This is a genomic window from Variovorax paradoxus, assembly GCA_016806145.1.
In the GTDB taxonomy this organism is placed as follows: domain Bacteria; phylum Pseudomonadota; class Gammaproteobacteria; order Burkholderiales; family Burkholderiaceae_C; genus Variovorax.
The window spans coordinates 1,789,972-1,812,397 of the sequence record CP063166.1 but is presented as its reverse complement, the minus strand read 5'-3'; the positions used below and the strand labels follow the sequence as shown (position 1 = coordinate 1,812,397).

The following is a 22,426-nucleotide window of genomic DNA, read 5'->3' as shown; positions in this document are numbered from 1 at the left end:
CCATGGCGCAGTTCTTCATCGACCGACCCATCTTCGCGTGGGTGCTCTCCATCGTCGTCATGCTCGCGGGCCTGATGGCGATCCGCACGCTGCCGCTCGAGCAGTACCCCGACATCGCGCCGCCGCGCGTGTCGATCAACGCCACCTACACCGGCGCCTCGGCCAAGACGGTCGAGGACTCGGTCACGCAGGTGATCGAGCAGCAGCTCAAGGGGCTGGACAACCTGCTGTACATGCAGTCGACCAGCAACTCCTCGGGCGTGGCCCGGCTGTCGCTGACCTTCAATCCCGGCACCAGCATCGACGTGGCGCAGATGCAGGTGCAGAACAAGCTGCAGCAGGCCATGTCGCGGCTGCCGCAGCAGGTGCAGAGCCGCGGCGTCACCGTCACCAAGGGCGGCAACGACTTCCTGATGATCGTCTCGATGTACTCGGGCGACGGCAGCGCCTCGGCCGTGGACGTGGGCGACTACATCAGCAGCAACCTGGTCGACGTGATCAGCCGCATCGACGGCGTGGGCGAGGTCCAGACCCTGGGCACCGGCTACGCCATGCGGCTGTGGCTCGACCCCGACAAGCTGCGCAAGTACGCGCTGATGCCCTCGGACGTGAGCGCCGCCATCACGGCGCAGAACGCACAGGTCTCGGCCGGCCAGCTCGGCGCGCTGCCGGCGGCCGCGCAGCAGCAGCTCAACGCCACCATCACCGCGCGCAGCAAGCTGCAGACCGCGGAGCAGTTCGAGAACGTGGTGCTGCGCGTGACGCCCGACGGCGCCGTGGTGCGGCTCAAGGACGTGGCGCGCGTCGAGCTCGGCGCCGAGAACCTCACGGTGCGCTCGCAGCTCGATGGCCGGCCCGGCGCCGGCCTCGGCGTGGTGCTGGCCGACGGCGCCAACGCGGTGCAGGTGGCGCAGGCGGTGAATGCCAAGGTCGAGGAGCTCAAGCCGCTGTTCCCGAACCAGCTGCAGACCTTCGTGAGCTACGACACCACGCCCTTCGTCAGCGCGTCGATCGACGAGGTGGTGAAGGCGCTGCTCGAGGCCATGCTGCTGGTGGTGCTGGTGATGTATGTGTTCCTGCAGAACTTCCGCGCCACGCTGATCCCCGCGATCGCGGTGCCGGTGGTGCTGCTGGGCACCTTCGGCGTGCTGTCGATGGCCGGCTACTCGATCAACACGCTCACCATGTTCGGCATGGTGCTGGCCATCGGCCTGCTGGTGGACGACGCCATCGTCGTGGTCGAGAACGTCGAGCGCGTGATGCACGAGGAAGGGCTCTCGCCCAAGGAGGCCACGCGCAAGTCGATGGCCGAGATCACGCCCGCGCTGGTGGGCATCGCGCTGGTGCTGTCGGCGGTGTTCGTGCCGATGGCCTTCTTCGGCGGCTCCACCGGCGTGATCTACCGCCAGTTCTCGATCACCATCGTCTCGGCGATGGCGCTGTCGGTGTTCGTGGCGCTCACGCTGACGCCCGCGCTGTGCGCCACGCTGCTCAAGCCGGTCGCCAAGGGCGGCCATGCGGCGCCGCGCACCGGCCTGCTGGGCCGGGTCGACCGTTTCTTCGCGGCCTTCAACCGCGGCTTCGACCGCAATGCCGCGCGCTACGAGGGCGTGGTCGGCGGCATCGTGCGGCGCGGCAAGCGCAGCCTCGTGGTCTACCTGCTGATCGCGGGCGTGATGGCACTGCTGTTCATGCGCCTGCCGACCTCCTTCCTGCCCGACGAGGACCAGGCCTTCCTGCAGGTGCAGGTGACCCTGCCGCCGGGCGCCTCGAACGCGCGGCTGCAGCCCGTGGTCGAGCAGATGCAGCAGTACTTCGCGAAGCAGCCCGAGGTGGTGAGCGTGAACGTGCTCACCGGCCAGAACGGCGACCAGAGCTCGGCGCGCGCCTTCGTCAAGCTCAAGGACTGGGACGAGCGCACCGGCAAGGGCCAGTCGGCCGCCGAGCTCGCGCGGCGCGCCAACAAGGACCTGTCGACGGTGCGCGACGCGCGCATCTTCGTGCTGCTGCCGCCGGCCGTGCGCGGCCTGGGCGCCAACGCCGGCTTCAATTTCCACCTGAAGGACATCAACGGCCTGGGCCACGACGCGCTGGTGAAGGCGCGCGACCAGGCCATCGAGCTGCTGGGCCGCCGGCCCGAGGTGATGAACGTGCGCAGCAACAACCTCGACGACACGCCCGAGTTCGCGGTCGACATCGACGACGCGCGCGCCGGCGCGCTGAGCCTGGCCACCTCCGACATCGACAGCACGCTGTCGAGCGCCATGGGCGGCACCTACATCAACGACTTCCTCGACAAGGGCCGCGTGAAGCGCGTCTACATGCAGGGCGACACCGGCTTCCGCATGCTGCCCTCGGACATCGACCGCTGGAGCGTGCGCAACAGCCTGGGCCAGATGGTCTCGTTCCCGGCCTTCTCGAGCTCGCGCTGGAGCTACGGCTCGCCGCAGCTGCAGCGCTACAACGGCAGCCCGAGCTACGAGTTCGTGGGCGATGCCGCGCCGGGCGTGAGCTCGGGCGACGCGATGGCCGCGGTCGAGGAAGTGATGAAGCAGATGCCGCCTGGCATCGCCTACGAATGGACCGGCGCCTCGTTCCAGGAACGGCTGTCGGGCGCGCAGGCGCCGCTGCTCTACGCGATCTCGATCCTGTTCGTGTTCCTGTGCCTCGCCGCGCTCTACGAGAGCTGGTCGGTGCCGTTCTCGGTGATCCTGGTGGTGCCGCTGGGTATCGTGGGCGCGCTGCTGTTCACCAGCCTACGCGGCCTGAGCAACGACGTGTACTTCCAGGTCGGCCTTTTGACCACCGTGGGGCTGTCGTCGAAGAACGCGATCCTGATCGTGGAGTTCGCCAAGCAGTTGCAGGAACAGGGCAAGAGCGTGCTCGACGCCACGCTGCAGGCGGTGCGCCTGCGGCTGCGCCCGATCCTCATGACCTCGCTGGCCTTCGGCTTCGGCGTACTGCCGCTAGCCATCGGCACCGGCGCCGGCGCGGGTGGCCGCCAGTCGATCGGCACCGCGGTGCTCGGCGGCATGGTGGTGGGCACCGCGCTCGGCATCTTCTTCGTGCCGCTGTTCTTCGCGCTGATCCGCGGCTGGCTCGCGGGACGGCGCAAGGCCGTGCCGAAGGACGAGCCGCTGGCGCCCGCGCAGACCGCCGAGCAAGGAGGCCACTGATGCGACACGCCCTCCCCTTGCGTTCGCTGACGCTCATCGCCGTCGCCGCCGCCGCCGTGCTCGCGGGCTGCGTCAACCTCGCGCCCGACTACCAGGCGCCCGCGCTGCCGGTGCCGGCGACCCTGCCCTCGGCCAATGTCGAAGCCGCCACGCCGCTCGACGCGGGCTGGCGCGACTTCTTCGTCGAGCCGAAGCTGCGCGCCGTCATCGAGCTCGCGCTCGCGAACAACCGCGACCTGCGCGTGGCCGCGCTCAACATCGAGCGCGCGCGTGCCCAGTACGGCATCGCGCGCGCCGGGCTCTTTCCCACCATCGACGCCGGCGCCGGCGGCAGCCGCTCGCGCACGCCGGGCAGCCTCTCGACAGGCGGCGAGCCGCGCTACGCCACGCAGTACAGCGCCGACCTCGGCCTCACGAGCTACGAGATCGACCTGTTCGGCCGCGTGCGCAACCTCAGCGAAGCGGCGCTGCAGAGCTTCTTCCAGACCGAGGCCACGCAGCGCGGCACGCAGATCAGCCTGGTGGCCTCGGTCGCCACCGCCTGGCTGCAGCTCGCGGCCGACGAGCAGCGGCTGCAGCTCGCGCGCCACACGCTCGAGAGCCAGCGCCGCTCCTTCGACCTGATCCAGCGCGGCCATGGACTGGGCGCGCAGTCGGGCCTCGCGCTCGCGCAGGCCCAGAGCACGGTCGACGCGGCGCGCGCCGACGCGGCCGCCTTCGACAGCCAGGTCGAGCAGGACCGCAATGCGCTCGCGCTGCTGGTCGGCGCCACGCCACCGGCCGAGCTGCTGCCCACGCCGGCCGCGACCGACCCGGGCACCGCCACGGCGAGCGCCGCCACCGCCGAGCCCGCGCCCGCTGCGCGGCTGCTGGTGCCGCCGGCCGGCCTGCCCTCGAGCGTGCTGCAGCAGCGGCCCGACGTGCTCGCGGCCGAGCATGCGCTGCGCGCGAGCAATGCCGACATCGGCGCCGCGCGCGCCGCCTTCTTCCCGCGCATCGCGCTCACCGCCTCGGCGGGCACGGCCAGCAGCACGCTGTCGGGCCTGTTCGCCAGCGGCAGCAGCGCCTGGAGCTTCGCGCCCTCGATCAGCGTGCCGATCTTCGACGGCGGCGCCAACCGCGCCAACCTGCGCGTGGCCGAGGCGCAGCAGAAGATCCAGCTCGCGAGCTACGAGAAGACGGTGCAGACCGCGTTCCGCGAAGTGGCCGATGCGCTGGCCGAGCGCCGCACCTTGGCCGAGCGGCTGGACGCGCAGCGCTCGCTGCTCGACGCCACCTCGCGCAGCTTCTCGCTGTCGCAGTCGCTGTTCCGCAGCGGCGCCAGCAGCTACCTCGACGTGCTCGATGCGCAGCGCGCCTACTACGCCGCGCAGCAGACGCTGATCGGCCTGCAGCTCACCGAGCAGACCAACCGGCTCACGCTCTACAAGGTGCTGGGCGGGGGCTGGAAGGAGAGCTGAGGCGGTTCAGACCGAGGCCGCCACGCCCGGCGCCGGCCGCAGCAGCCAGCGCACTTCCTTCGTCTGCTCGCTGTCCGGATAGCGGTTCTCGAGCGTGGTCAGGATCGGCTGCGCCATGTCCGAGCGGCCGAGCCCCTGCACCAGCGCGCGCGCGGCCAGCTCGTAGGCCTGCGGGATCGCGGCATGACCACGGAAGCGCCGGTCGAAGCCCGACAGCAGCGCCAAGGTGCCGTGGGCATCGCCGCCGCGCCATTCGGCGCGCGCCATCGCGATCACCATCGCGGGGTCCTCGAGCACGAAGGCCTTGTCTTTCTCGCGGCAGGTCTTGAGCACCTTGAGCGCCTCGGACGCGAGGTCGCGCCGCATCAGCAGCGGGATGAAGCGGCGCGCATGGTCGAGCAGGGTGTCCTTCTTGTCGGGCACCAGCGCCAGCACGCGGTGGTAGCGGCGCTGCGCCGCGAGGTCGTCCGAAGGCGCGGTGCGCTGCGCTTCGTAGGCCAGGCCCAGCGCGGCCGCGAGGTCGCCGTCGGTGATGCACTGCGCGACCTCGGCGTCCATGCGCTGCGCCGCGATCTGCTCGGGCGTGCGGCGGTCCACCGGCGCGCCGTCGTCGACGCCGCCGCCGGGCAGCAGGTCGATGCCCAGTGCCGCATGGTGCTGGTACATCACGTAGCCCAGCAGGCTCGCCATCACCCAGCCGAAGTAGATGAAGGCGAAGTTGATGATCGGCAGCGCGATGCGCCCGTCGATCACCGGCAGCAGCATGCCGATCGCGATCTGCGCGCCGGCGCTCAGCAAGAACAGGAAGAAGCACAGCAGCGCATAGGGCCAGCCGATGATGCGCATCGTCTCCCACACGTAGCCGGGGTTCATCGCCTGGAAGAAGCTGCACGACTGCACCAGCACGATCACCGCGGCCGGGAAGGTGAAGGACATGACGAACATGCCGACCGTGGCGAGCATCGGGTCGAGCTTGGCGAGCGCGCCGATCGCGATGCCCTGCACCAGCGAGATCGCGAACAGCTTCCACGGCAGGTTGACCCATTCGTCGTCGAGCGAGCGCGGGAAGTCGGCCGAGCGCCAGATGCCGCGCGAGCCCAGCGCGACCACCTTGAAGCCGTAGCGGCTCGAGGCCAGCACGATGCCCAGCTCGATCAAGAGGATCGCGAGCGCGTCGGGCAGGAAGAACACCGCCTCGTACAGCAGGCTGCACAGCGCGAGCGCGAGCCCGTACATGAGCGGACGCACCTGGAACGGAAAGGCGAAGAAGCTGTTGAGGCGGTGCCAGAACGGCGGCGGCGCGGGCCGGTCGTCGTCCTCGCGGAGGCGGTCTCGGGTGCTCATGGCACGGCCCTCATTTCTTGAAGAAATCGCTCTGCCGCATCGCGCCGGCGCCCTGCATGCGCACCAGCGTGCTCTGGTCGGAGCGCACCAGCCGCACCTGGCCCAGCTCGCGCTCGATGCGCTGCTCGAAGCTCGAGACGAACTGCATCGCCTGCTCGCCCATCTTGAGCCGGCTGGTGCCCTTGACGATGGCGCTCTTGCGGTCGGCGGCGAGCTCGACCGAGTCGAGGTGGTAGTCGTACTCGATGGTCAGGATGCCGCCCATCGCCTCGCCGATCGCCGCGAAGGTCTTGAAGCTGTCGCGCGCGGCATCGCAGGCCTGGGCGCGGTTCAGGGTGTTGTCCTGCGACTGGCCGAGCAGGGTGGTGCGGTCCTGCACCACGGCCCGGCTGCTGAGCTGCTTGCACAGCCGCTCGGGGTCGCGCGAGAGGATGGCGTGCGCCTCCTGCTCGTAATACCGGTGGACCATCGGCTCGTCGAGCTTGCGACCGCCGATGAAGTAATACCACGCGCCCACGCAGAGCGCGATCACGATCGCGATGTTCCTCATGCTCCGCCCCGCGCGCCTCGGCGCTCCCGCTCCTGTTTTGTGCGGGGCAGTATACGTTCACAAATGTTTCAAACGACCCACCCAAAAGGGGGGCCGGCAGGGGCGGCGGCGCAACGGAAAACCGGGGGCGAGCCCCCGGTCTTCAAGGCGCGCGAGCGACTCAGCCCGCGCGGTAGAAGATGTAGTCGGCCTGGTACTTCACGACCTGCTTCTGGCCCATGTTCGAGGCGCCGCAGGCCGCGGCCGGCGCGACGCCGCCCTGGGTCGCCACGCGCTGGATGTAGCTCACGTTCTGCATGGCGCCGGCGCCCGTGGCCGGGTTGGCCTTCACCAGCTGGTGCGGGATGTTGCCCGTGCCGTTCGGCGCGACGGCGACCTGCGTGGCCGTGACCTTCGAGCCGTCGGCGCTCTCCCAGGTGGCGGGCGGGCCGTAGTACTTGCCGACCTGCTTGCCGCCGCGGTCCCACAGCTTCGCGTCGGGGCCGACGAAGAACCACTCGTACTGGCCGGCGGCGTTGGCCTTGACGCGGCATTCGTAGGTGATGTCGCCGGTGCCCACGGTTTCCATGACCACCATGTGACCGGCCGGCACCTTCACCGCGTCGGGCAGGGAGGCCTGCGAGAACGTCGCGGCGGGCTTGGCGCCCATGCCGGAGCAGGCGGCGAGCCCAAGCACGGCCAGCGCGGCGGCCAGGGCGTTCAGGGTGCGGATGTGCATGATCGTTTCCTTTTTCAGATCGGCTTCGGGAGAGGAGAAAGAAAGAAGCGGTCCGTTGTTGTCGTGGATTTCGACGGCCTCTTGTGCCTGTACGCGCGCGATGCGGCAACGGATTCAGCCGCGGCGAAGAAAGCGGTTGAATCCGGCGCGCCCGAGCGGGCGTATTCCAGGGATGCGAAGCGATGCCCCACAATCGGCGAATGACCGCACCCAGCCCCGACGCCGAGCTGATGGCGCTGATCGACCGGATCGGCCATCGCGACGAAGCCGCCCTGCGCCTCCTGTACGACCGGACCGCCCCGAAGCTCATGGGCCTCGCGATGCGCGTGGTACGCCAGCGCGAATGGGCCGAGGATGTCCTGCAGGAAAGTTTTCTGACCGTCTGGCGCGTGGCCGGCGACTACCGTGCAAGCCTGAGTCCGCCCCTGGCCTGGCTCGGGCTGATCGTGCGCAGCCGCGCGCTCGACCTGCTGCGCCGCCGCACCGCCGACCGGGCCCAGCTCACGCAGGAATTCGACGAGCTGATGGCCGACACCCTCGAGTCGGATGCCCCGAACCCGGCCGACACGGCCGATGCCAGCGAGCAGGCCTGGGCGCTGCACCAGTGCCTGAGCCAGCTCGAGGCCCGGCAGCGCGAGGTGGTCAGCCTGGCCTACCTGCGCGAGCTCAGCCATGGCGAACTGGCCGACCAGCTCAAGCTGCCGCTGGGCACGGTCAAGACCTGGATCCGGCGCGGCCTGGAGAAACTGCGCGTCTGCATGGGACGCTTCGCGTAGGCGCAGAGAAAGTAGCCTTGCCATGAAACTCACCGCCCATCCCGAACTGCTGGAGCTCTTGGCCGCGAGCCACGCGCTCGGCACCCTGCGCGGCGGCGCGCGCCGCCGCTTCGAGACCCTCGCGCGCGAACAGGCGCCGGTGCGCGCCGCCGCGCTGGTCTGGCAGGGCCGCCTCGCCAGCATGACCGAGCTGCAGAGCCCGGTCGTGCCCGATCCGGCCGTCTGGACCCGCATCCGCAACATGATCGACGCCGAGCAGGCGCAGCTCGCTGACCCGCCAGCGCGAGGCGGCCACGGCCGCCCAGCAGCGCAAGCCCGCGGGCGGCTGGCTCGGCAGCCTCGCGCTGTGGCGCGGCGCGACCGCGGCCGGCGCGCTGGCCACGGTGCTCGCGGTCACGGTCGGCCTGAACCTGCGCGACCAGCTGCTCAATGCACCCGCGGTGCAATACGTGGCGGTGCTGTCCGACGACAAGGACGCGGCCTCGATGCTCGTGACCTTCGATCCGAAGAAGCGCCAGCTGGTGCTGCAGCGCGTGGGCGGCTTCAGCGAAGGCGCCGACAAGTCGCTGCAGCTGTGGGCCCTGCCGCCGGGCGGCGCGCCGCGCTCGCTGGGCGTGCTCGACCACGCGCCGGGCCTGCGGCTGCCGGCCAGCGAAGCCGACGTCCGCGCCGTGCCCACGCTCGCGATCAGCCTCGAGCCCAAGGGCGGCGTGCCGAGCGCCGGCGGGCCGACCGGCCCGGTGCTCTTCAAGGGCGCGCTGATCGAGAAGACAATCTGAGGCCTGGCGGGCGCCGCGCGCGGCGCCCGTTCCCTGCCCAGCTTCGGCTTTTCCGATGGTCCGCCCGCCCGCTTCTCCTTCCCGCTCCATGTTCTCGATGAAGACCGCGCTCGCCGCGCTGGCCCTGCTGGCGGCCTCGCTCGCCGCCCAGGCCCAGACCCCGTCCGCCGCGCCCGCCCTCGCCCCGCCGCCCGCCGCCAGCTTCGACCCGGTCGTCTCCTCGGCCGACTACCTCGCCGCGCGCGTGCGCTGGCACCGCGAGCTCGATGCCTTCGCGCGCGCCGACCAGGACGGCCTGCCGCCGCCCGGCGGCGTGGTGTTCGTGGGCAGCTCCACGGTGCGCATGTGGACCCGCCTCTCGCAGGACTTCGCCACCGTGCCCGGCATCGTCAACCGCGGCTTCGGCGGTTCCACGCTGGCCGACTGCAGCCTGTTCGCGCACGACCTGGTGGTGCGCTACCGGCCGCGCCAGGTGGTCGTCTACGCGGGCGACAACGACCTCGCCGAGGGCCGCACGCCGCTGCAGGTGCTCGATGCCTTCGTGCGCTTCGCCAACGCGGTGCGCAACGAGCTGCCCGACGCGCGCATCAGCTTCGTCTCGGTCAAGCCCAGTCCCTCGCGCGAGCACCTGATGCCGCTGATCCGCGAGACCAACCACATGGTCTCGGCCTACCTCAACCGGCTGCCCAACAGCGAGTACATCGACATCTTCACGCCGATGCTCGGCGCCGACGGCAAGCCGCGCGCCGAGCTGTTCCGCGGCGACCGGCTGCACATGACCGACGAGGGCTACCGGCTGTGGCAGTCGGTGATCGCCTCGCACCTCGTCCCGGCGCCCTGAGGCCGGCGCGCGCGGGCGCGACCCGAATCCTTTCGACTCACTTTTCCGGCCGACCTTCGCCCATTGCCGGCGTCGTACTACGGCGAGGCCCTGCCCGCGGTCATCGCGGCGCCCGAACGGCCGTGTAAAAACACCGCATGGTCGTCAACACCCGCCGGGCAGCGCCATGCCACGCCGGGACGAAGAGGGAGAGCCCATGCCGAGCGCTTCGCGAGCCAACCGCGTCCTGCGAGTCACTTCGCCTGCGATGCCGCAATGGGGCGGCAACCCCGCGCTGGAGCCGGTCGCGGTCGAGGGACACGAAGGACTGAGCCGGCTGTTCGCCTACACGGTCACGCTGAGCACGCGCGAGCAGCCCGGCCTCAACGAACGACAGGCCGCCAACATCGCCATCAAGCAGCTCGTGGGCGAACCGCTGGCGGTGCACATCCTGCTCGACGGCCGTCCAGGCGCGAACGGCGAGTGGCGCCATCTCTCGGGGCTGGTCACGCGGGTGCGATTCCTGCGGCTGGAGAACCGCCGCGCGCTCTACGAGGCCGAGATCGCGCCCTGGCTCACGCTCGCCACGCGCAGCAGCGACTACCGCATCTTCCAGCACAAGACGGTGCTGGACATCGTGCGCGAGGTGCTCTCGCCCTATGGCTTGGCGCTCGACCTCCGCGCCTCGCGCAGCTATCCGGCGCGCGATTTCCAGGTGCAGTACGGCGAGACCGATTTCGATTTCGTCGCGCGGCTGCTGCACGAATGGGGGCTGTACTTCCACTTCGAGCATGCCGAGGACAGGCACACGCTGGTGATCGTCGACGAGATGGACGCGCACCGGCCCTTCGCGAACGCGGGCTACGAGAAGATCCCGTTCCACGCCGCCGAGGACACGGTGCGCGAGGAGCACTGCGACAGCTTCTGTGCCTTCGAGGCGCTGCAGAGCGGTCGCTGGATCACCGACGACTTCGACTTCGAGCGGCCCAAGGCCCGGCTGCAGCAGGTCAGCGCGATGCCGCGCAAGACCGCGCAGAACGAGCGCGAGCGCTATGGCTGGCCCGGCGACTACACGGTCGAGTCCGAAGGCGAGCAGCTGGTGCGCCGCCGCATGGAGGAGACCGGCAGCCGCGGCGAGCGCGCGAACGGCTCGGGCAATCTGCGCGCGGTGGTGCCGGGCTGCACCCTGACGCTCGAGCGCCATCCGCAGAACGAGGCCAACCGCGAGTACCTCGTCACCGCCGCGCGGCTGCGCCTGCAGGAGCCCGGCGAGGCCTCGGGGCAGGAACAGTTCGAATGCCGCGTCGACTTCGAGGTGATCCCCACCAGCAAGGTCTACCGCGCCGACGCGCCCACCGTGCCGCGCCCGCGCACCACCGGCCCGCAGACCGCGATCGTCACCGGCCCGGCCGGGCGCGAGCTCTGGACCGACCAGTACGGCCGCGTGAAGCTGAGCTTCCACTGGAACCGCTATTGCTCGAAGGACGAGAACAGCTCGTGCTGGGTCCGCGTGTCGTCGCCCTGGGCCGGCACCAACTTCGGCGGCATCCAGATCCCGCGCATCGGCCAGGAGGTGATCGTCGACTTCGAGAACGGCGACCCCGACCGGCCGATCGTCACCGGCCGGGTCTACAACGCCGACAACATGCCGCCGTGGGAGCTGCCCGCCAACGCCACGCAGAGCGGCCTGCTCTCGCGCAGCACCGAGGACGGCAGCGAAGCCAATGCCAACGCCTTCCGCTTCGAGGACAAGAAGGGCGCCGAGCAGGTGTGGCTGCATGCCGAGCGCAACCAGGACATCGAGGTCGAGCACGACGAGACCCACTCGGTGGGCCGCGACCGCAGCAAGAAGGTCGGCCGCAACCAGCTCGGCACCATCGGCATGGCCTACATGCACAACGTGGGTCTGGCCAAGATGGTCAACATCGGGCTGGCCTACTCGTTCAATGTCGGCATGCTGCGCAACACCCTGGTGGGCATGGTCGACAACACCATGGTCGGCAAGACGCAGACCACCAAGGTGGGCGAGAAGTACCTGCTCTCGGTGGGCGGCGACAAGGGCAGCCACATCGAGATGGACGGCAAGACCATCTCGCTGCGCGTGGGCGCCTCGGTGGTGCAGCTCAAGGCCGACGGCTCGATCGCGGTCACCGGCAAGAAGATCAACATCACCGCGCAGGGCGACGACGTGACCGTCAACGGCGAGCACATCTGGCTCAACCCGGTCGGCGGCGCGGCGGCGCTGCAGCCCGCGGCGGTCCCGACCGCGCCGCCGGCCGAGCCGCCGGGCAGCCCGCTGGCCAGCCTCGGCGCGCTGATGGGCGGCAACCCCGCCGAGCTGCTCGGCAAGGCCGGGCAGCTCGCATCGATCGCCCAGCAGGTGGCCGCGGGCGGCGGCGACGCGGCGGCCCATGCGACGCAGGTCCTGGGCACGGTCACGAGCGCGGTCGCCGGCGGCGGCGGCGGCGGCGCGATCGACCCGTCGGGCGCCCATGGCTGAGCCCGCGCCGCCGATCCCCGTGCCGCGTCTGCGCCAGCTGCGCAACGCCACGTCCTTCGTGCACTTCCAGTTCGACAAGATGGCGCGGGGGCGGCGCTTCCACGACGTGGTGGTGCTGTGCGCGAGCTTCGTGCTCGCGCCGGGCCGGCTCGAGCCCGCGGCCTCGCACCGCGGCCCGGTCTTCGCCGACGAGGCCTGGGACGCCGCGCAGCCGGCGCTGTCGAGCCTGCGCACGGCCACCGATCTGCTGCTGGTCAAGCCCGGCGCCGACGTCTATCTGACGGGCACCGCGCACGCCCTGGACTGGACGCCGCGCGACGCCTGGCAGACGCGGCTGCAGCTGCATCGCGACGCAACGCCGCTGCTGGACAAGACGCTGCGCCTGACCGGACCGCGCCATTGGGACTGGCAGCCCGAGGCCGCGCAGCGCACCCTGTCGGCGCCGCAGCCCGCGCTCGCGGTGCCGCTGCGCTACGAGCTCGCCTATGGCGGCTGGGGCTTCGAGCCGGACGACGACGCATCGGCCGCGCCGCGCACCCACGCGGCCAACCCCTGCGGCAGCGGCTGGTTCGGCGGCGCGGCGCAGGGGCAGCATCCGGGCGCGCGCCATGCCTTCGAGCGGCCCTTCCCCGGCCCGCAGATCGAGCACGCCGACGCGCCGCTCGCGCAGGCCAACCACGAGGACGCGCGGCCGGCCGGCTTCGCGCCGATCGCGCGCTTCTGGCAGCCGCGCCTCGCGCTGGCCGGGACCTACGACGATGCCTGGCGCGAGCGCCAGCGCGACCAGCCCTACATGGACTACGCCGAGGACTTCGACGAACGCTTCTTCCAGTACGCCCCGGCCGACCAGGTCGTGGCCGGCGGCCTGCGCGGCGACGAATCCCTGCGGCTGAGCGGCTTCTTCGCCTCGACGCCCGGCCTCGAGGCCCGGCTCCCGCGGCTGTGGATCGAGGCGCTGTGCCGCGACGGCGACGGCGGCGAGCGCAGCACGGCGATGAAGCTCGACACCGTGCACATCGATCTGGACGAGATGCTCGTGCACCTGACCTGGCGGCTCACGCTCGACCAGGCGCTCGACACGGTCGCGGTCGACCTGTTCGAGCGAACGCTTCCGCAAGACGTCGCCGGCGCACCGGCAGCCATGGAGACCACCGGATGAGCGCCGAGAAACACATCGCCGACGCGGAGTCGCGCTTCATGGTGGTCAACGTCGCGCCCGACTTCTGCATCGTCGGCAACCAGGTCGTGCCCTTCGACATCGTCTCGATGCTGCCGCCCGAGCAGGCCGCCTACTCGCACACCGTGTTCGCGCGCGGCGAGAAGGTGCTGATGGTCGACAGCATCGTCAAGGGCGTGGCGGGCAACGCGGGCAGCGGCGTGCGCTCGGGCGTCTCGCTCGGCGCGGGCAACGTGAAGATCGTCGCGGGTTCGCAGACGGTGTTCGTCGAGAGCCGCGCCGTGGCGCGCCATGGCGATCTCTGCGAGATGAACGGGGCCGCCTGATGAGCTCGATCCCGGAGGACGAGGAGAAGGCGCCGGGGCAGGCGGTGCCCGCGCCCTCGCTGTCCTCCCTGCTCACGACGCCGCCCTTCCTCGGCAACGGCACGCCCGGGCGGGTGCTGACCTTCGAGGTGCCCAAGGGGCCGATGGTGCGCCGCCGCCCCGGCATCTGCGGCGAGCCCTATGCGCGCGCCAAGGCCGAGTTCGACGCCAAGCCGTGGTACGTGCGCTGGACCGCCGGCACCGACCGGCCCGTCGGCGTGGAGCCGACGGACGAACTGATGCGCGCCAGGGAATTCCAGCGCGAGTGCGAGAAGTGGCCCGAGGAGGTGCCGCAATCGCTGATCGACGACAAGCGCCAGCGGCTGTCCGATCACCTGACCGGCAAGGCCCCGCTGTCGCCCGAGGAATCGCTGCGGGTGCGGCGCGACCTCGACTTCGTCAGCGACGTCTACACGCCCGGCCCGCGCTACAGCGCGCCGCTGACGCCGCAGGAGCAGGGCTGGCTCGACGAGCGCAACCTGCGCTGGGGCAACACCATGGGCATCGCCTTCCTCGGGCCGGTCTACGGCGGCCCGGGCGCGCTCACGCGCCTGCTCGGCGGCTCGGAGCAGGCGGTGGCGGGCGTGAACCAGCTCTCGGGCAGCCTCGTGGGGATCGCCCGCACGCGCACCTTCGCCCGGCTCGCGGCGGAGCGCCGCGCGGCCTCGGGCGAGGCGCTCGCCAGGTCGCGCGAGATGAACCGCGGCGCGCCGCTGGAGCCGCTCGACCCCGCGGCCGCGGCGCGCGGCACGGTGGTCCAGCGCAAGTACGCGCCGCTGGACTGGGAGGCCGTGGTGCCGAAGAAGGGTCCGTACAAGGGCGAGAAGCGCGAGGACCATGTGCGCCGGCACAACCAGGACGTGCCGGGCAAGGACAGCCACGGCGTGTTCTACAAGGACGGCGTCGACACCACCAACCGGGCCTGGCAGCGGGCCCAGGACCTGGGCCTCAAGCCGGACGCCACCGGTATGCTCCGGGTTCCGATGGACGAGATCGTCGGCCGCGCGGGCGGGAACGCCGCGGCGACCGGCGAGCTCTTCCGCTCGGTCGAGATGAAGCTCGTGCCCGGCACCAACCAGATCATCACCTCCTACCCCGTCAAATGAGAACCCTCTACTGGTCCAGCACCTGCGCCAACTGCAACCAGGGCCGCCTCCTGTTTCAGAACGACATCACCAACGCGCGGGTGTACGTGCACTGCGAGGAATGCGAATGGGGCTGGCTGCATCCCGAGGGCCTGAGCGACGTGGCCCAGGGCTTCCTCACGCTGCTGAGCGACTACGAGACCACCGACCCGACGCGCGAGGAGATCGAGCGCAGCGAATGGCGCGGCCACATCGCGGGCTCCTTCGAGGAAGCCTAGGCGTCGGCGCGGCCGCCGCGCCCCTCAGGCGCGCGCCGGCTCGGTCGGCACCTCGTCGGCCGGCGGCGGCACGTCGGCGCCGCGCGAGACGCGCGCCACCAGGTACATGCCCGTGAACACCGCCGCCAGCAGCAGCGCGTCGCCCCACCAGGGCCGCGCGGTCTGGCTGTCGCCATAGAAGGCCAGCACCAGCAGCACGGCCACCAGGTGCGCGCAGAACACCGGCAGCGAGGCCGAGCCCATGGCCTCGAGCCAGCCCAGGCGCGGCAGCTTGCGCATCAGCCAGGGGCCGAAGCGCACCGCGAGGATGCCCAGCGCCACGAGGTTGACCAGCCGCAGCGGCCCGAGCAGCCACTTGTCGAACAGCAGGTTGCGCTCCACGTCGCCACCGAACGGCGCCTGGCCGTTGATGCCGGTGTGGCGCCAGTAGAAGCAGTAGAGCGCCACGGCCGCCGCCAGCAGCAGCAGCCAGGCCGGAAAGCGCAGCGGCTTCACGCCGGGCGTGTTGCGGCTGGCGCCGATGGCCAGCCCCGCGAACCAGAGGAACTGCCAGGCGTAGGTGTTGAAGGCGCCCATCTCGTGGTACGGCACCGGCAGCCCGAGGTGGCGCACCGCCAGCCCGTAGACCCATTCGCTGAAGCCGAACTGCGCCGCCGCCCACAGCGCCGCGCTCAGCGCCATCACCGGCAGCCAGCCGTGGCGCATCGCGAAGGCCAGCACCCAGGGGCTCATGAGCATGAAAAAGATGTACATCGGCAGGATGTCGAGCAGCGCCGGTTCGTAGATCAGCAGCAGCCCGTAGAGGAAGCCGTCGCGCGGCGCCGCCAGGTAATAGGAGACCAGGTTCTTCACCGCCGGCTGGTCGATGTGCAGGCCCACGCCGGTGATGACGGTGAACAGGAACAGCAGCGTGGCCGCCTGGCACAGGTAGACCTTGAGCACGCGGCGCCAGAACGCGCTGCGCATCGACTCGACGCCGCGCACGTGGCCGATGCGGCTGTAGACCAGGCCGGCGACGAAGGCCGACAGCAGCACGAAGCCCTCGGCCGCCGAGACGAAGCCGAAGGGCTGGCCCAGCGGGTCCGTCAGCCGTGTCGGCAGGTGGGTGACGGTCATCAGCACGAGCATCAGCCCGCGCAAGGCGTCGATTTCCCAGTAGCGTTTCATCGGTTGCGGCGGTTTCCTGACTTCGTCCGCGCGACGCTCGCCCGGGGTGAGCGATTGTAAGAAGAAGGGGCGACTTCGCAGGATCAGGCCCCCCGGTCTATGACGGACGGCACTGCCGTCCCGCCATGCAAATCGGCTACCCTCGTGCGCTGTCCTCAGGAGGAGTTAGTTGTGAACAGTTCGATGAGTGCGCGATCCCTCTGGCTGGCCATCGGCGCGGCGGCACTGGTTGCTCCCGCGTTCGCGCTGCAGATCACCAGCCTCACGCCGCAGGGCGAGGTCTCGCGCGTGCGCCAGGTGGTCGCCAAGTTCGACCAGGCCGCGGTCAACTTCGGCGATCCGAAGGCACCGGCGCCGCTGTCGGTGAGCTGCACCGACGCGCAGGCCGGCAAGGGCCAGGGCCGCTGGACCGACGCCAAGCAGTGGGTCTACGACTTCGAGAACGACCTGCCGCCCGGCGTGCGCTGCACCATCGCCCGCATCGCCTCGTTCAAGCCCGCCAGCGGCGAGCTGACCGGCCCCGAGCGCTACCAGTTCTCCACCGGCGGACCGTTCGTGCGCAGCTTCCAGCCCGGCAGCTACGGCAAGATCGACGAGCAGCAGATGTTCGTGCTCGAGCTCAACGGCCCGGCCACGCTCGACAGCGTGCGCGAGAACGTCTGGTGCGCGGCCGACGGCATCGGCGAGCGCGTGCCCGTGAAGCTGATCGAGGGCGCCCAGCGCACCGAGCTGCTCAAGGCCTACGGCCGCGACAAGGCCGCCGCCAAGGAGCCGCTGCGCTTCGTCACGATGCAGTGCAACCGCACGCTGACGCCCGGCAGCAAGCTGCAGATCGTCTACGGCAAGGGCGTGGCCACGCCCTCGGGCATCGCCAACAGCGTCGAGCGCCGGCTGAGCTTCGAGGTGCGCGAGCCCTTCGCGGCCTCGTTCACCTGCGAGCGCGAGAACGCGCAGGCCGCCTGCCTGCCGCTGCGCCCGATGACGCTGCAGTTCAACGCTCCGGTTACGCGCAAGATGGCCGCGGCGATCCAGCTCAAGGGCGGCGGCAAGACGCTTGCGCCGAAGTTCGACGACGAGGGCTCGGCCCAGAACGCCGACGATGTCGTGAGCTCGATCAACTTCGCGGCGCCGCTGCCCGAGAGCACCTCCTTCAGCATCGAGCTGCCCTCGAAGTTCGAGGACGCCTCGGGCCGACCGCTGGCCTCGCCCGACGGCTTCCCGCTCAAGGTCGCGACCGGCTCCATGCCACCACTGGCCAAGTTCGCGGCCTCGCCCTTCGGCGTGATCGAGCGCCTGGCCGAGCCCGACACCCCGGCCATGATGCCGGTGACGGTGCGCCGCGTGGAGCCGCAGCTGATGGTGCAGGCGCTCACGCCCGGCAAGGTCAGCGACATCAACCCGAAGACCGACGCCGAGATCATCGAATGGCTGCGCAAGGTGCGCCGCTACGACAGCTACACCATCGCGCGCACCGAGGCGCGCAAGGACCTGCGCACGCCGCTGCCGCCGGTGCTCGACAGCAGCGACAAGAGCTACGTGCAGACCCGCACGCTGTCGCTGCTCTCGGGCCAGCCGGGCGTGAAGTCGCTCGACATGCCCAAGGCCGAGAGCGGCGACCCGCGCCCCTTCGAGGTCATCGGCATCCCGCTGACGCCGGGCTTCCACGTGCTGGAGATCGCCTCGCAGAAGCTCGGCGACGCGCTGCTCGACGAGCGCCTGGGCGCCAACCGCACGATGTACGTGCGCACCAGCGCGCTGGCCACCAACCTGGCGGTGCACTTCAAGCTGGGCCGCGAGAACTCGATGGCCTGGGTCACCACGCTCGACAAGGGCAAGGTGGTGGCGGGCGCGCAGGTGCGCGTGTCGGACTGCCGCGGCAAGGCCGTGGCCTCGGGCACCACCGGCGCCGACGGCACCGTGATGCTCGAGGGCGTGCCCTCGAAGGCCCCCAACTGCAACGGCGAGGACGAATACGGCGAGGGCTTCTGGTTCGTCAGCGCGCGCGCCAAGGACGAGAAGGGCGTGGAAGACCTCGCCTTCACCCAGAGCGACTGGCAGCGCGGCATCGAGCCCTGGCGCTTCAACGTGCCCACCAGCCTGCAGCCCGAGCCCGACCGCATCGCCCACACCATCTTCGACCGCACGCTGCTGCGCGCCGGCGAGACGGTGTCGATGAAGAGCCTGATCCGCACCCAGACCCGCAAGGGCTTCGGCCTGCCCGACGGCACGCCCGACACGCTGGTCATCACCCACCAGGGCAGCGGCCAGCAGTTCACCCAGCCGCTGGCCTGGCGCAAGACCGCCACCGGCGGCCTCAGTGCCGAGAACAGCTTCGCCATTCCGGCCGCCGCCAAGCTCGGCGTGTACGAGGTGCAGCTGCGCAGCGGCGGCGCCAAGAAGAACAACAACGAGAGCGACGAGGACGAGGAGGACGGCGGCGGCCGCAGCTTCGCGACCGGCATCTTCCGCGTCGAGGAATTCCGCCTGCCGGTGCTCGAGGGCCGCATCGCGCCCAGCGACAAGAAGCCGCTGGTGGCGGCCACGGCCGTGCCCACCGACGTGCAGATCAACTACGTGGCCGGCGGCGGCGCGGCCAACCTGCCGGTGCGCGTGTCGGCCATGGTGCGCGGCAAGAGCCTGAGCTTCTCCGACTACGACGCCTTCAGCTTCAGCCCGCCGCGGCCGGTGGAGGCCGCGGGCCTGCAGGCGGCCACCGCGGCCGGCCCCGAGGCCACGGGCGGCGAGGAGGACCTCAACAGCGCGAGCGACACCCGCGTGATCGCCGACAAGCTGCCGCTCACGCTCAACAAGGACGGCGCCGGCAAGCTCACGATCGAGAAGGTGCCCAAGGTCAAGGCCGCGCGCGAGCTGCTGCTGGAAGCCACCTACGCCGACCCGAACGGCGAGGTGCAGACCATCCGCAGCACGCAGACGCTGTGGCCCGCGGGCGTGATCGCCGGCATCAAGACCGAGGGCTGGGTCTCGACCGCGCAGAAGGTCAAGTTCCAGGCGCTCGCGCTCGACCTCGCGGGCAAGCCCCAGGCCGGCGTGACGCTCAACGTGCGCGCCGTGGCGCGCATCACCACCACCAGCCGCAAGCGCATGGTGGGCGGCTTCTACACCTACGACAACAAGACCGAGACCAAGGACATCGGCACCGTCTGCAGCGGCAAGAGCGACGCGCGAGGCCTGCTGCTGTGCGAGACCGAGCTCAAGGACGCGGGCGAGGTGGAACTGGTCGCCAGCGCCACCGACAGCGAGGGCCGCGACGCCCGCGCCGCCAGCTCGGTCTACGTGACCAAGCAGGGCGAACTCTGGTTCGGCGGCGAGGACAACGACCGCATCGACGTGCTGCCCGAGAAGAAGAGCTACCAGCCCGGCGAGATCGCCAAGTTCCAGGTGCGCAGCCCGTTCCGCTTCGCGACCGCGCTGGTGTCGGTCGAGCGCGAGGGCGTGATCGAAACGCATGTGGTGCAGCTCAACGGCCAGGACCCGACGGTCACGCTGCAGGTCAAGCCCGAATGGGGCCCGAACGCCTACGTGAGCGTGCTCGCGCTGCGCGGGCGGCTGCGCGAGGTGCCGTGGTACAGCTTCTTCAGCTGGGGCTGGAAGGCGCCGCGCGAATGGTGGACCGCCTTCTGGTACGAGGGCAAGGAGTACGTGGCGCCGACCGCCATGGTCGACCTCAGCAAGCCCGCCTACCGCCTCGGCATGGCCGAGATCCGCGTCGGCACGCGCGCCCACCAGCTCGACGTGACGGTGGCCAGCGACAAGCCCAGCTACCCGGTGCGCGGCAAGGCGCAGGTCACGATCACCGCCAAGCTGCCCGACGGCAAGCCGGCCGCCGGCGCCGAAGTGGCGCTGGCCGCGGTCGACCAGGCGCTGCTCGAGCTGATGCCCAATGACAGCTGGGACCTGCTCAACGCGATGCTGCAGCGGCGCAGCTGGGGTGTCAGCACCTCGACCGCGCAGATGGAGATCGTCGGCCGGCGCCACTACGGGCGCAAGGCCGTGCCCGCGGGCGGCGGCGGCGGCAAGGGCCAGACGCGCGAGCTGCTCGAGACCCTGCTGATCTGGAACCCGCGCGTGGTGCTCGATGCCAACGGCCAGGCCGTGGTGACGGTGCCGCTCAACGACGCGCTGACCACCTTCAAGATCGTGGCGGTGGCCGACTCGGGCGCCGACCTGTTCGGCACCGGCCAGGCCAGCATCCAGGCCACGCAGGATCTGCAGATCATCAGCGGCCTGCCGCCGCTGGTGCGCGAGGACGACCAGTTCCGCGCCCAGATCACGCTGCGCAACACCACGCAGAAGGCGATGAAGGTGGAAGCCACGCCGCGCGCCACGCTGCTCACCCTGCAGCCGCAGACGGTGGACATCCCCGCCGGCGAGGCGCGCGAGGTGGCCTGGAACGTGACCGCGCCGGCGCAGCTCGCGCAGACGCGCGCCGAGGCGATCCTGTGGGAGATCGAGGCCAAGGACACGCTGGGCGGCGCGCGCGACGCGCTCAAGGTGCGCCAGCGCATCGTGCCCTCGGTGCCGCTCACGGTGCAGCAGGCCACGCTGGTGCAGGTCGACGGCCCGTTCACCATCGACGTCGCGCCGCCGGCCGACGCCCTGCCCGGCCGCGGGGGCCTGAAGCTGTCGCTACAGCCCAAGCTGGCCGAAGGCCTGCCGGGCGTGCGCGACTGGTTCGCCAACTACCCCTTCATCTGCCTCGAGCAGAAGACCAGCAAGTCGGTCGGCCTGCGCGACGCGAAGATGTGGCAGGGCGTGCTCGCGCAGCTGCCCACCTACCTCGACAGCGACGGCCTCGCGAGCTACTTCCCGCCGCGCGACGGCGAGGCCAACGGCGGCAGCGACATCCTGACCTCGTACCTGCTGGCGGCCACGAATGAAGCGGCCTCGCTCGATCCCGCCTTCGCGCTCGCCGACGACGTGCGCGCGCCGATGGAAGCCGGCCTGATCGCCTTCGTCGAGGGCCGCATCACGCGCGACTTCTGGAGCCCGCGCAAGGACCTGGACGTGCGCAAGCTGGCCGCGCTCGAGGCGCTGTCGCGCTACGGCAAGGCCTCGGGCGCCATGCTCGGCAGCATCACCATCGCGCCGAACCAGTGGCCCACCAGCGCGGTGATCGACTGGCTCAACATCCTCAAGCGCGTGCAGGACGTGCCGCAGCGCCAGCAGCGCATGGACGAGGCCAACAACGTGCTCAAGGCGCGGCTGTCCTACCAGGGCACCAAGCTGATCTTCAGCACCGAGCGCGACGACTACTGGTGGTGGCTGATGACCAACGGCGACGTCAACACCGCGCGCCTGCTGCTGACGGTGATGGACGACCCGAGCTGGAAGGACGACATCGGCAAGCTGGCCAACGGATTCATCGGCCGGCAGCAGAACGGCGCCTGGCACACCACCACCGCCAACCTCTGGGGCGGCCTGGCGCTCGAGAAGTTCAGCAAGGTGTTCGAGAGCACGCCGGTGGCCGGCATCACCGCCGCCACGCTGGGCGCGGCCAAGGCGCAGGTCGACTGGAGCAAGGTCGAACGCGTGAAGGCCAGCGACGCGACCGGCGCGCCGAACCAGACCACCTTCTTCGGCGCCCCGGCCTCGCCGGGCAACCTGCGCAACAACGGCATGTTCCTGCCCTGGGCGGCCTCGCCCGGCGGCGCGCCGGTGCGCGACACCCTGCTCGTGACCCAGCAGGGCACGGGCAAGCCCTGGCTCACGATGCAGTCGATCGCGGCGGTGCAGCTCAAGGCGCCGTTCGCGGCCGGCTATGCCATCAAGAAGACCGTGACGCCGGTCGAGCAGGCGGTGGCCGGCAAGTACACGCGCGGCGACGTGCTGCGCGTGAGCCTGGAGGTCAACGCCAGCGCCGACATGACCTGGGTCGTCATCAGCGACCCGGTGCCCGGCGGCGCCACCATCCTCGGCAGCGGCCTGGGCCGCGACTCGCAGATCGCCACCCAGGGCGAGAAGAAGTCGGGCGCCGGCTGGCCGGCCTTCGAGGAACGCAGCTTCGAGGCCTTCCGCAGCTACTACCAGTACCTGCCCAAGGGCGTGGTGAAGATGGAGTACACGGTGCGCCTGAACAACGTCGGCGACTTCGCGCTGCCGCCGAGCCGCGTCGAGGCGATGTACGCGCCCGAGATGTTCGGCGAGGTGCCGAACGAGCGCATCAAGGTCGAAGCGGCGCGCTGAAGCCGCCCGCGCGGATGACGGCCCGGC

14 protein-coding genes and 1 pseudogene are annotated in these 22,426 nt (G+C 70.8%); 11 read left to right on the top strand and 4 right to left on the bottom strand.

From position 1 onward, the window contains the following. Positions 1-2 precede the first annotated feature (2 nt). Entirely contained in the window at positions 3-3,176 is a 3,174-nt protein-coding gene (locus tag INQ48_08265) for an efflux RND transporter permease subunit (protein QRF59206.1), read from the top strand. Further along, a complete protein-coding gene (locus INQ48_08260; GenBank protein QRF59205.1) occupies positions 3,176-4,636 on the top strand; it encodes an efflux transporter outer membrane subunit in 1,461 nt (486 codons plus the stop codon). The genes INQ48_08265 and INQ48_08260 overlap by 1 nt, the downstream gene beginning before the upstream one ends. Before the next feature lie 6 nt (positions 4,637-4,642). Here INQ48_08260 and INQ48_08255 read toward each other — a convergent pair whose 3' ends face one another. The 3 genes from INQ48_08255 to INQ48_08245 form a co-directional block, all read right to left on the bottom strand. After that, the gene (locus INQ48_08255; protein QRF59204.1) at positions 4,643-5,980 is read right to left on the bottom strand and encodes a hypothetical protein; all 1,338 of its coding nucleotides are present in this window, start codon (positions 5,978-5,980) and stop codon (positions 4,643-4,645) included. Between the two features lie 10 nt (positions 5,981-5,990). Next, on the bottom strand, positions 5,991-6,530 hold the full coding sequence (locus INQ48_08250; GenBank protein ID QRF59203.1) for a hypothetical protein: 540 nt from the start codon (positions 6,528-6,530) through the stop codon (positions 5,991-5,993). Between the two features lie 160 nt (positions 6,531-6,690). After that, positions 6,691-7,248 (bottom strand): DUF3455 domain-containing protein, encoded by a 558-nt coding sequence (locus INQ48_08245; protein QRF59202.1) that lies wholly within the window; start codon positions 7,246-7,248, stop codon positions 6,691-6,693. A gap of 182 nt (positions 7,249-7,430) precedes the next feature. Between INQ48_08245 and INQ48_08240 the strand changes: the two genes are divergently transcribed. The 8 genes and pseudogenes from INQ48_08240 to INQ48_08205 all read left to right on the top strand — a co-directional run bounded on the left by INQ48_08240 (position 7,431) and on the right by INQ48_08205 (position 15,028). Further along, positions 7,431-8,024, top strand: coding sequence for a sigma-70 family RNA polymerase sigma factor (locus tag INQ48_08240; GenBank protein QRF59201.1), 594 nt, complete (start codon positions 7,431-7,433; stop codon positions 8,022-8,024). A 22-nt stretch (positions 8,025-8,046) separates the two neighbouring features. Next, positions 8,047-8,803, top strand: a pseudogene (locus tag INQ48_08235) (anti-sigma factor). 97 nt (positions 8,804-8,900) lie between these two features. Further along, entirely contained in the window at positions 8,901-9,644 is a 744-nt protein-coding gene (locus INQ48_08230; protein QRF60660.1) for a GDSL family lipase, read from the top strand. Positions 9,645-9,840: 196 nt separating this feature from the next. Continuing rightward, positions 9,841-12,123 (top strand): type VI secretion system tip protein VgrG, encoded by a 2,283-nt coding sequence (gene tssI, locus INQ48_08225; GenBank protein ID QRF59200.1) that lies wholly within the window; start codon positions 9,841-9,843, stop codon positions 12,121-12,123. Continuing rightward, positions 12,116-13,282: a DUF2169 domain-containing protein gene (locus INQ48_08220; protein ID QRF59199.1), complete on the top strand. Its 1,167-nt coding sequence runs from the start codon at positions 12,116-12,118 to the stop codon at positions 13,280-13,282. The genes tssI and INQ48_08220 overlap by 8 nt, the downstream gene beginning before the upstream one ends. Continuing rightward, positions 13,279-13,626, top strand: coding sequence for a DUF4150 domain-containing protein (locus tag INQ48_08215; protein ID QRF59198.1), 348 nt, complete (start codon positions 13,279-13,281; stop codon positions 13,624-13,626). Before INQ48_08220 ends, INQ48_08215 begins: the two co-directional genes overlap by 4 nt. Continuing rightward, the gene (locus INQ48_08210) at positions 13,626-14,771 is read left to right on the top strand and encodes a hypothetical protein (protein ID QRF59197.1); all 1,146 of its coding nucleotides are present in this window, start codon (positions 13,626-13,628) and stop codon (positions 14,769-14,771) included. The genes INQ48_08215 and INQ48_08210 overlap by 1 nt, the downstream gene beginning before the upstream one ends. After that, positions 14,768-15,028 (top strand): hypothetical protein, encoded by a 261-nt coding sequence (locus tag INQ48_08205; GenBank protein ID QRF59196.1) that lies wholly within the window; start codon positions 14,768-14,770, stop codon positions 15,026-15,028. The genes INQ48_08210 and INQ48_08205 overlap by 4 nt, the downstream gene beginning before the upstream one ends. A gap of 24 nt (positions 15,029-15,052) precedes the next feature. On the opposite strand, the gene opgC is transcribed toward INQ48_08205, so the two are convergent. Continuing rightward, positions 15,053-16,195: an OpgC domain-containing protein gene (gene opgC, locus INQ48_08200; GenBank protein ID QRF59195.1), complete on the bottom strand. Its 1,143-nt coding sequence runs from the start codon at positions 16,193-16,195 to the stop codon at positions 15,053-15,055. A 183-nt stretch (positions 16,196-16,378) separates the two neighbouring features. Here opgC and INQ48_08195 point away from each other — a divergent pair, with 183 nt between their 5' ends. Continuing rightward, a complete protein-coding gene (locus tag INQ48_08195) occupies positions 16,379-22,399 on the top strand; it encodes an alpha-2-macroglobulin (GenBank protein ID QRF59194.1) in 6,021 nt (2,006 codons plus the stop codon). Positions 22,400-22,426: the final 27 nt, after the last annotated feature.

Bases quoted from the DNA above. Each gene is read 5' to 3' on its own strand.
- INQ48_08265 (QRF59206.1), top strand. From the start codon at position 3: ATGGCGCAGTTCTTCATCGACCGACCCATCTTCGCGTGGGTGCTCTCC.
- INQ48_08260 (QRF59205.1), top strand. From the start codon at position 3,176: ATGCGACACGCCCTCCCCTTGCGTTCGCTGACGCTCATCGCCGTCGCC.
- INQ48_08255 (QRF59204.1), bottom strand. From the start codon at position 5,980: ATGAGCACCCGAGACCGCCTCCGCGAGGACGACGACCGGCCCGCGCCG.
- INQ48_08250 (QRF59203.1), bottom strand. From the start codon at position 6,530: ATGAGGAACATCGCGATCGTGATCGCGCTCTGCGTGGGCGCGTGGTAT.
- INQ48_08245 (QRF59202.1), bottom strand. From the start codon at position 7,248: ATGCACATCCGCACCCTGAACGCCCTGGCCGCCGCGCTGGCCGTGCTT.
- INQ48_08240 (QRF59201.1), top strand. From the start codon at position 7,431: ATGCCCCACAATCGGCGAATGACCGCACCCAGCCCCGACGCCGAGCTG.
- INQ48_08230 (QRF60660.1), top strand. From the start codon at position 8,901: ATGAAGACCGCGCTCGCCGCGCTGGCCCTGCTGGCGGCCTCGCTCGCC.
- tssI (QRF59200.1), top strand. From the start codon at position 9,841: ATGCCGAGCGCTTCGCGAGCCAACCGCGTCCTGCGAGTCACTTCGCCT.
- INQ48_08220 (QRF59199.1), top strand. From the start codon at position 12,116: ATGGCTGAGCCCGCGCCGCCGATCCCCGTGCCGCGTCTGCGCCAGCTG.
- INQ48_08215 (QRF59198.1), top strand. From the start codon at position 13,279: ATGAGCGCCGAGAAACACATCGCCGACGCGGAGTCGCGCTTCATGGTG.
- INQ48_08210 (QRF59197.1), top strand. From the start codon at position 13,626: ATGAGCTCGATCCCGGAGGACGAGGAGAAGGCGCCGGGGCAGGCGGTG.
- INQ48_08205 (QRF59196.1), top strand. From the start codon at position 14,768: ATGAGAACCCTCTACTGGTCCAGCACCTGCGCCAACTGCAACCAGGGC.
- opgC (QRF59195.1), bottom strand. From the start codon at position 16,195: ATGAAACGCTACTGGGAAATCGACGCCTTGCGCGGGCTGATGCTCGTG.
- INQ48_08195 (QRF59194.1), top strand. From the start codon at position 16,379: ATGAGTGCGCGATCCCTCTGGCTGGCCATCGGCGCGGCGGCACTGGTT.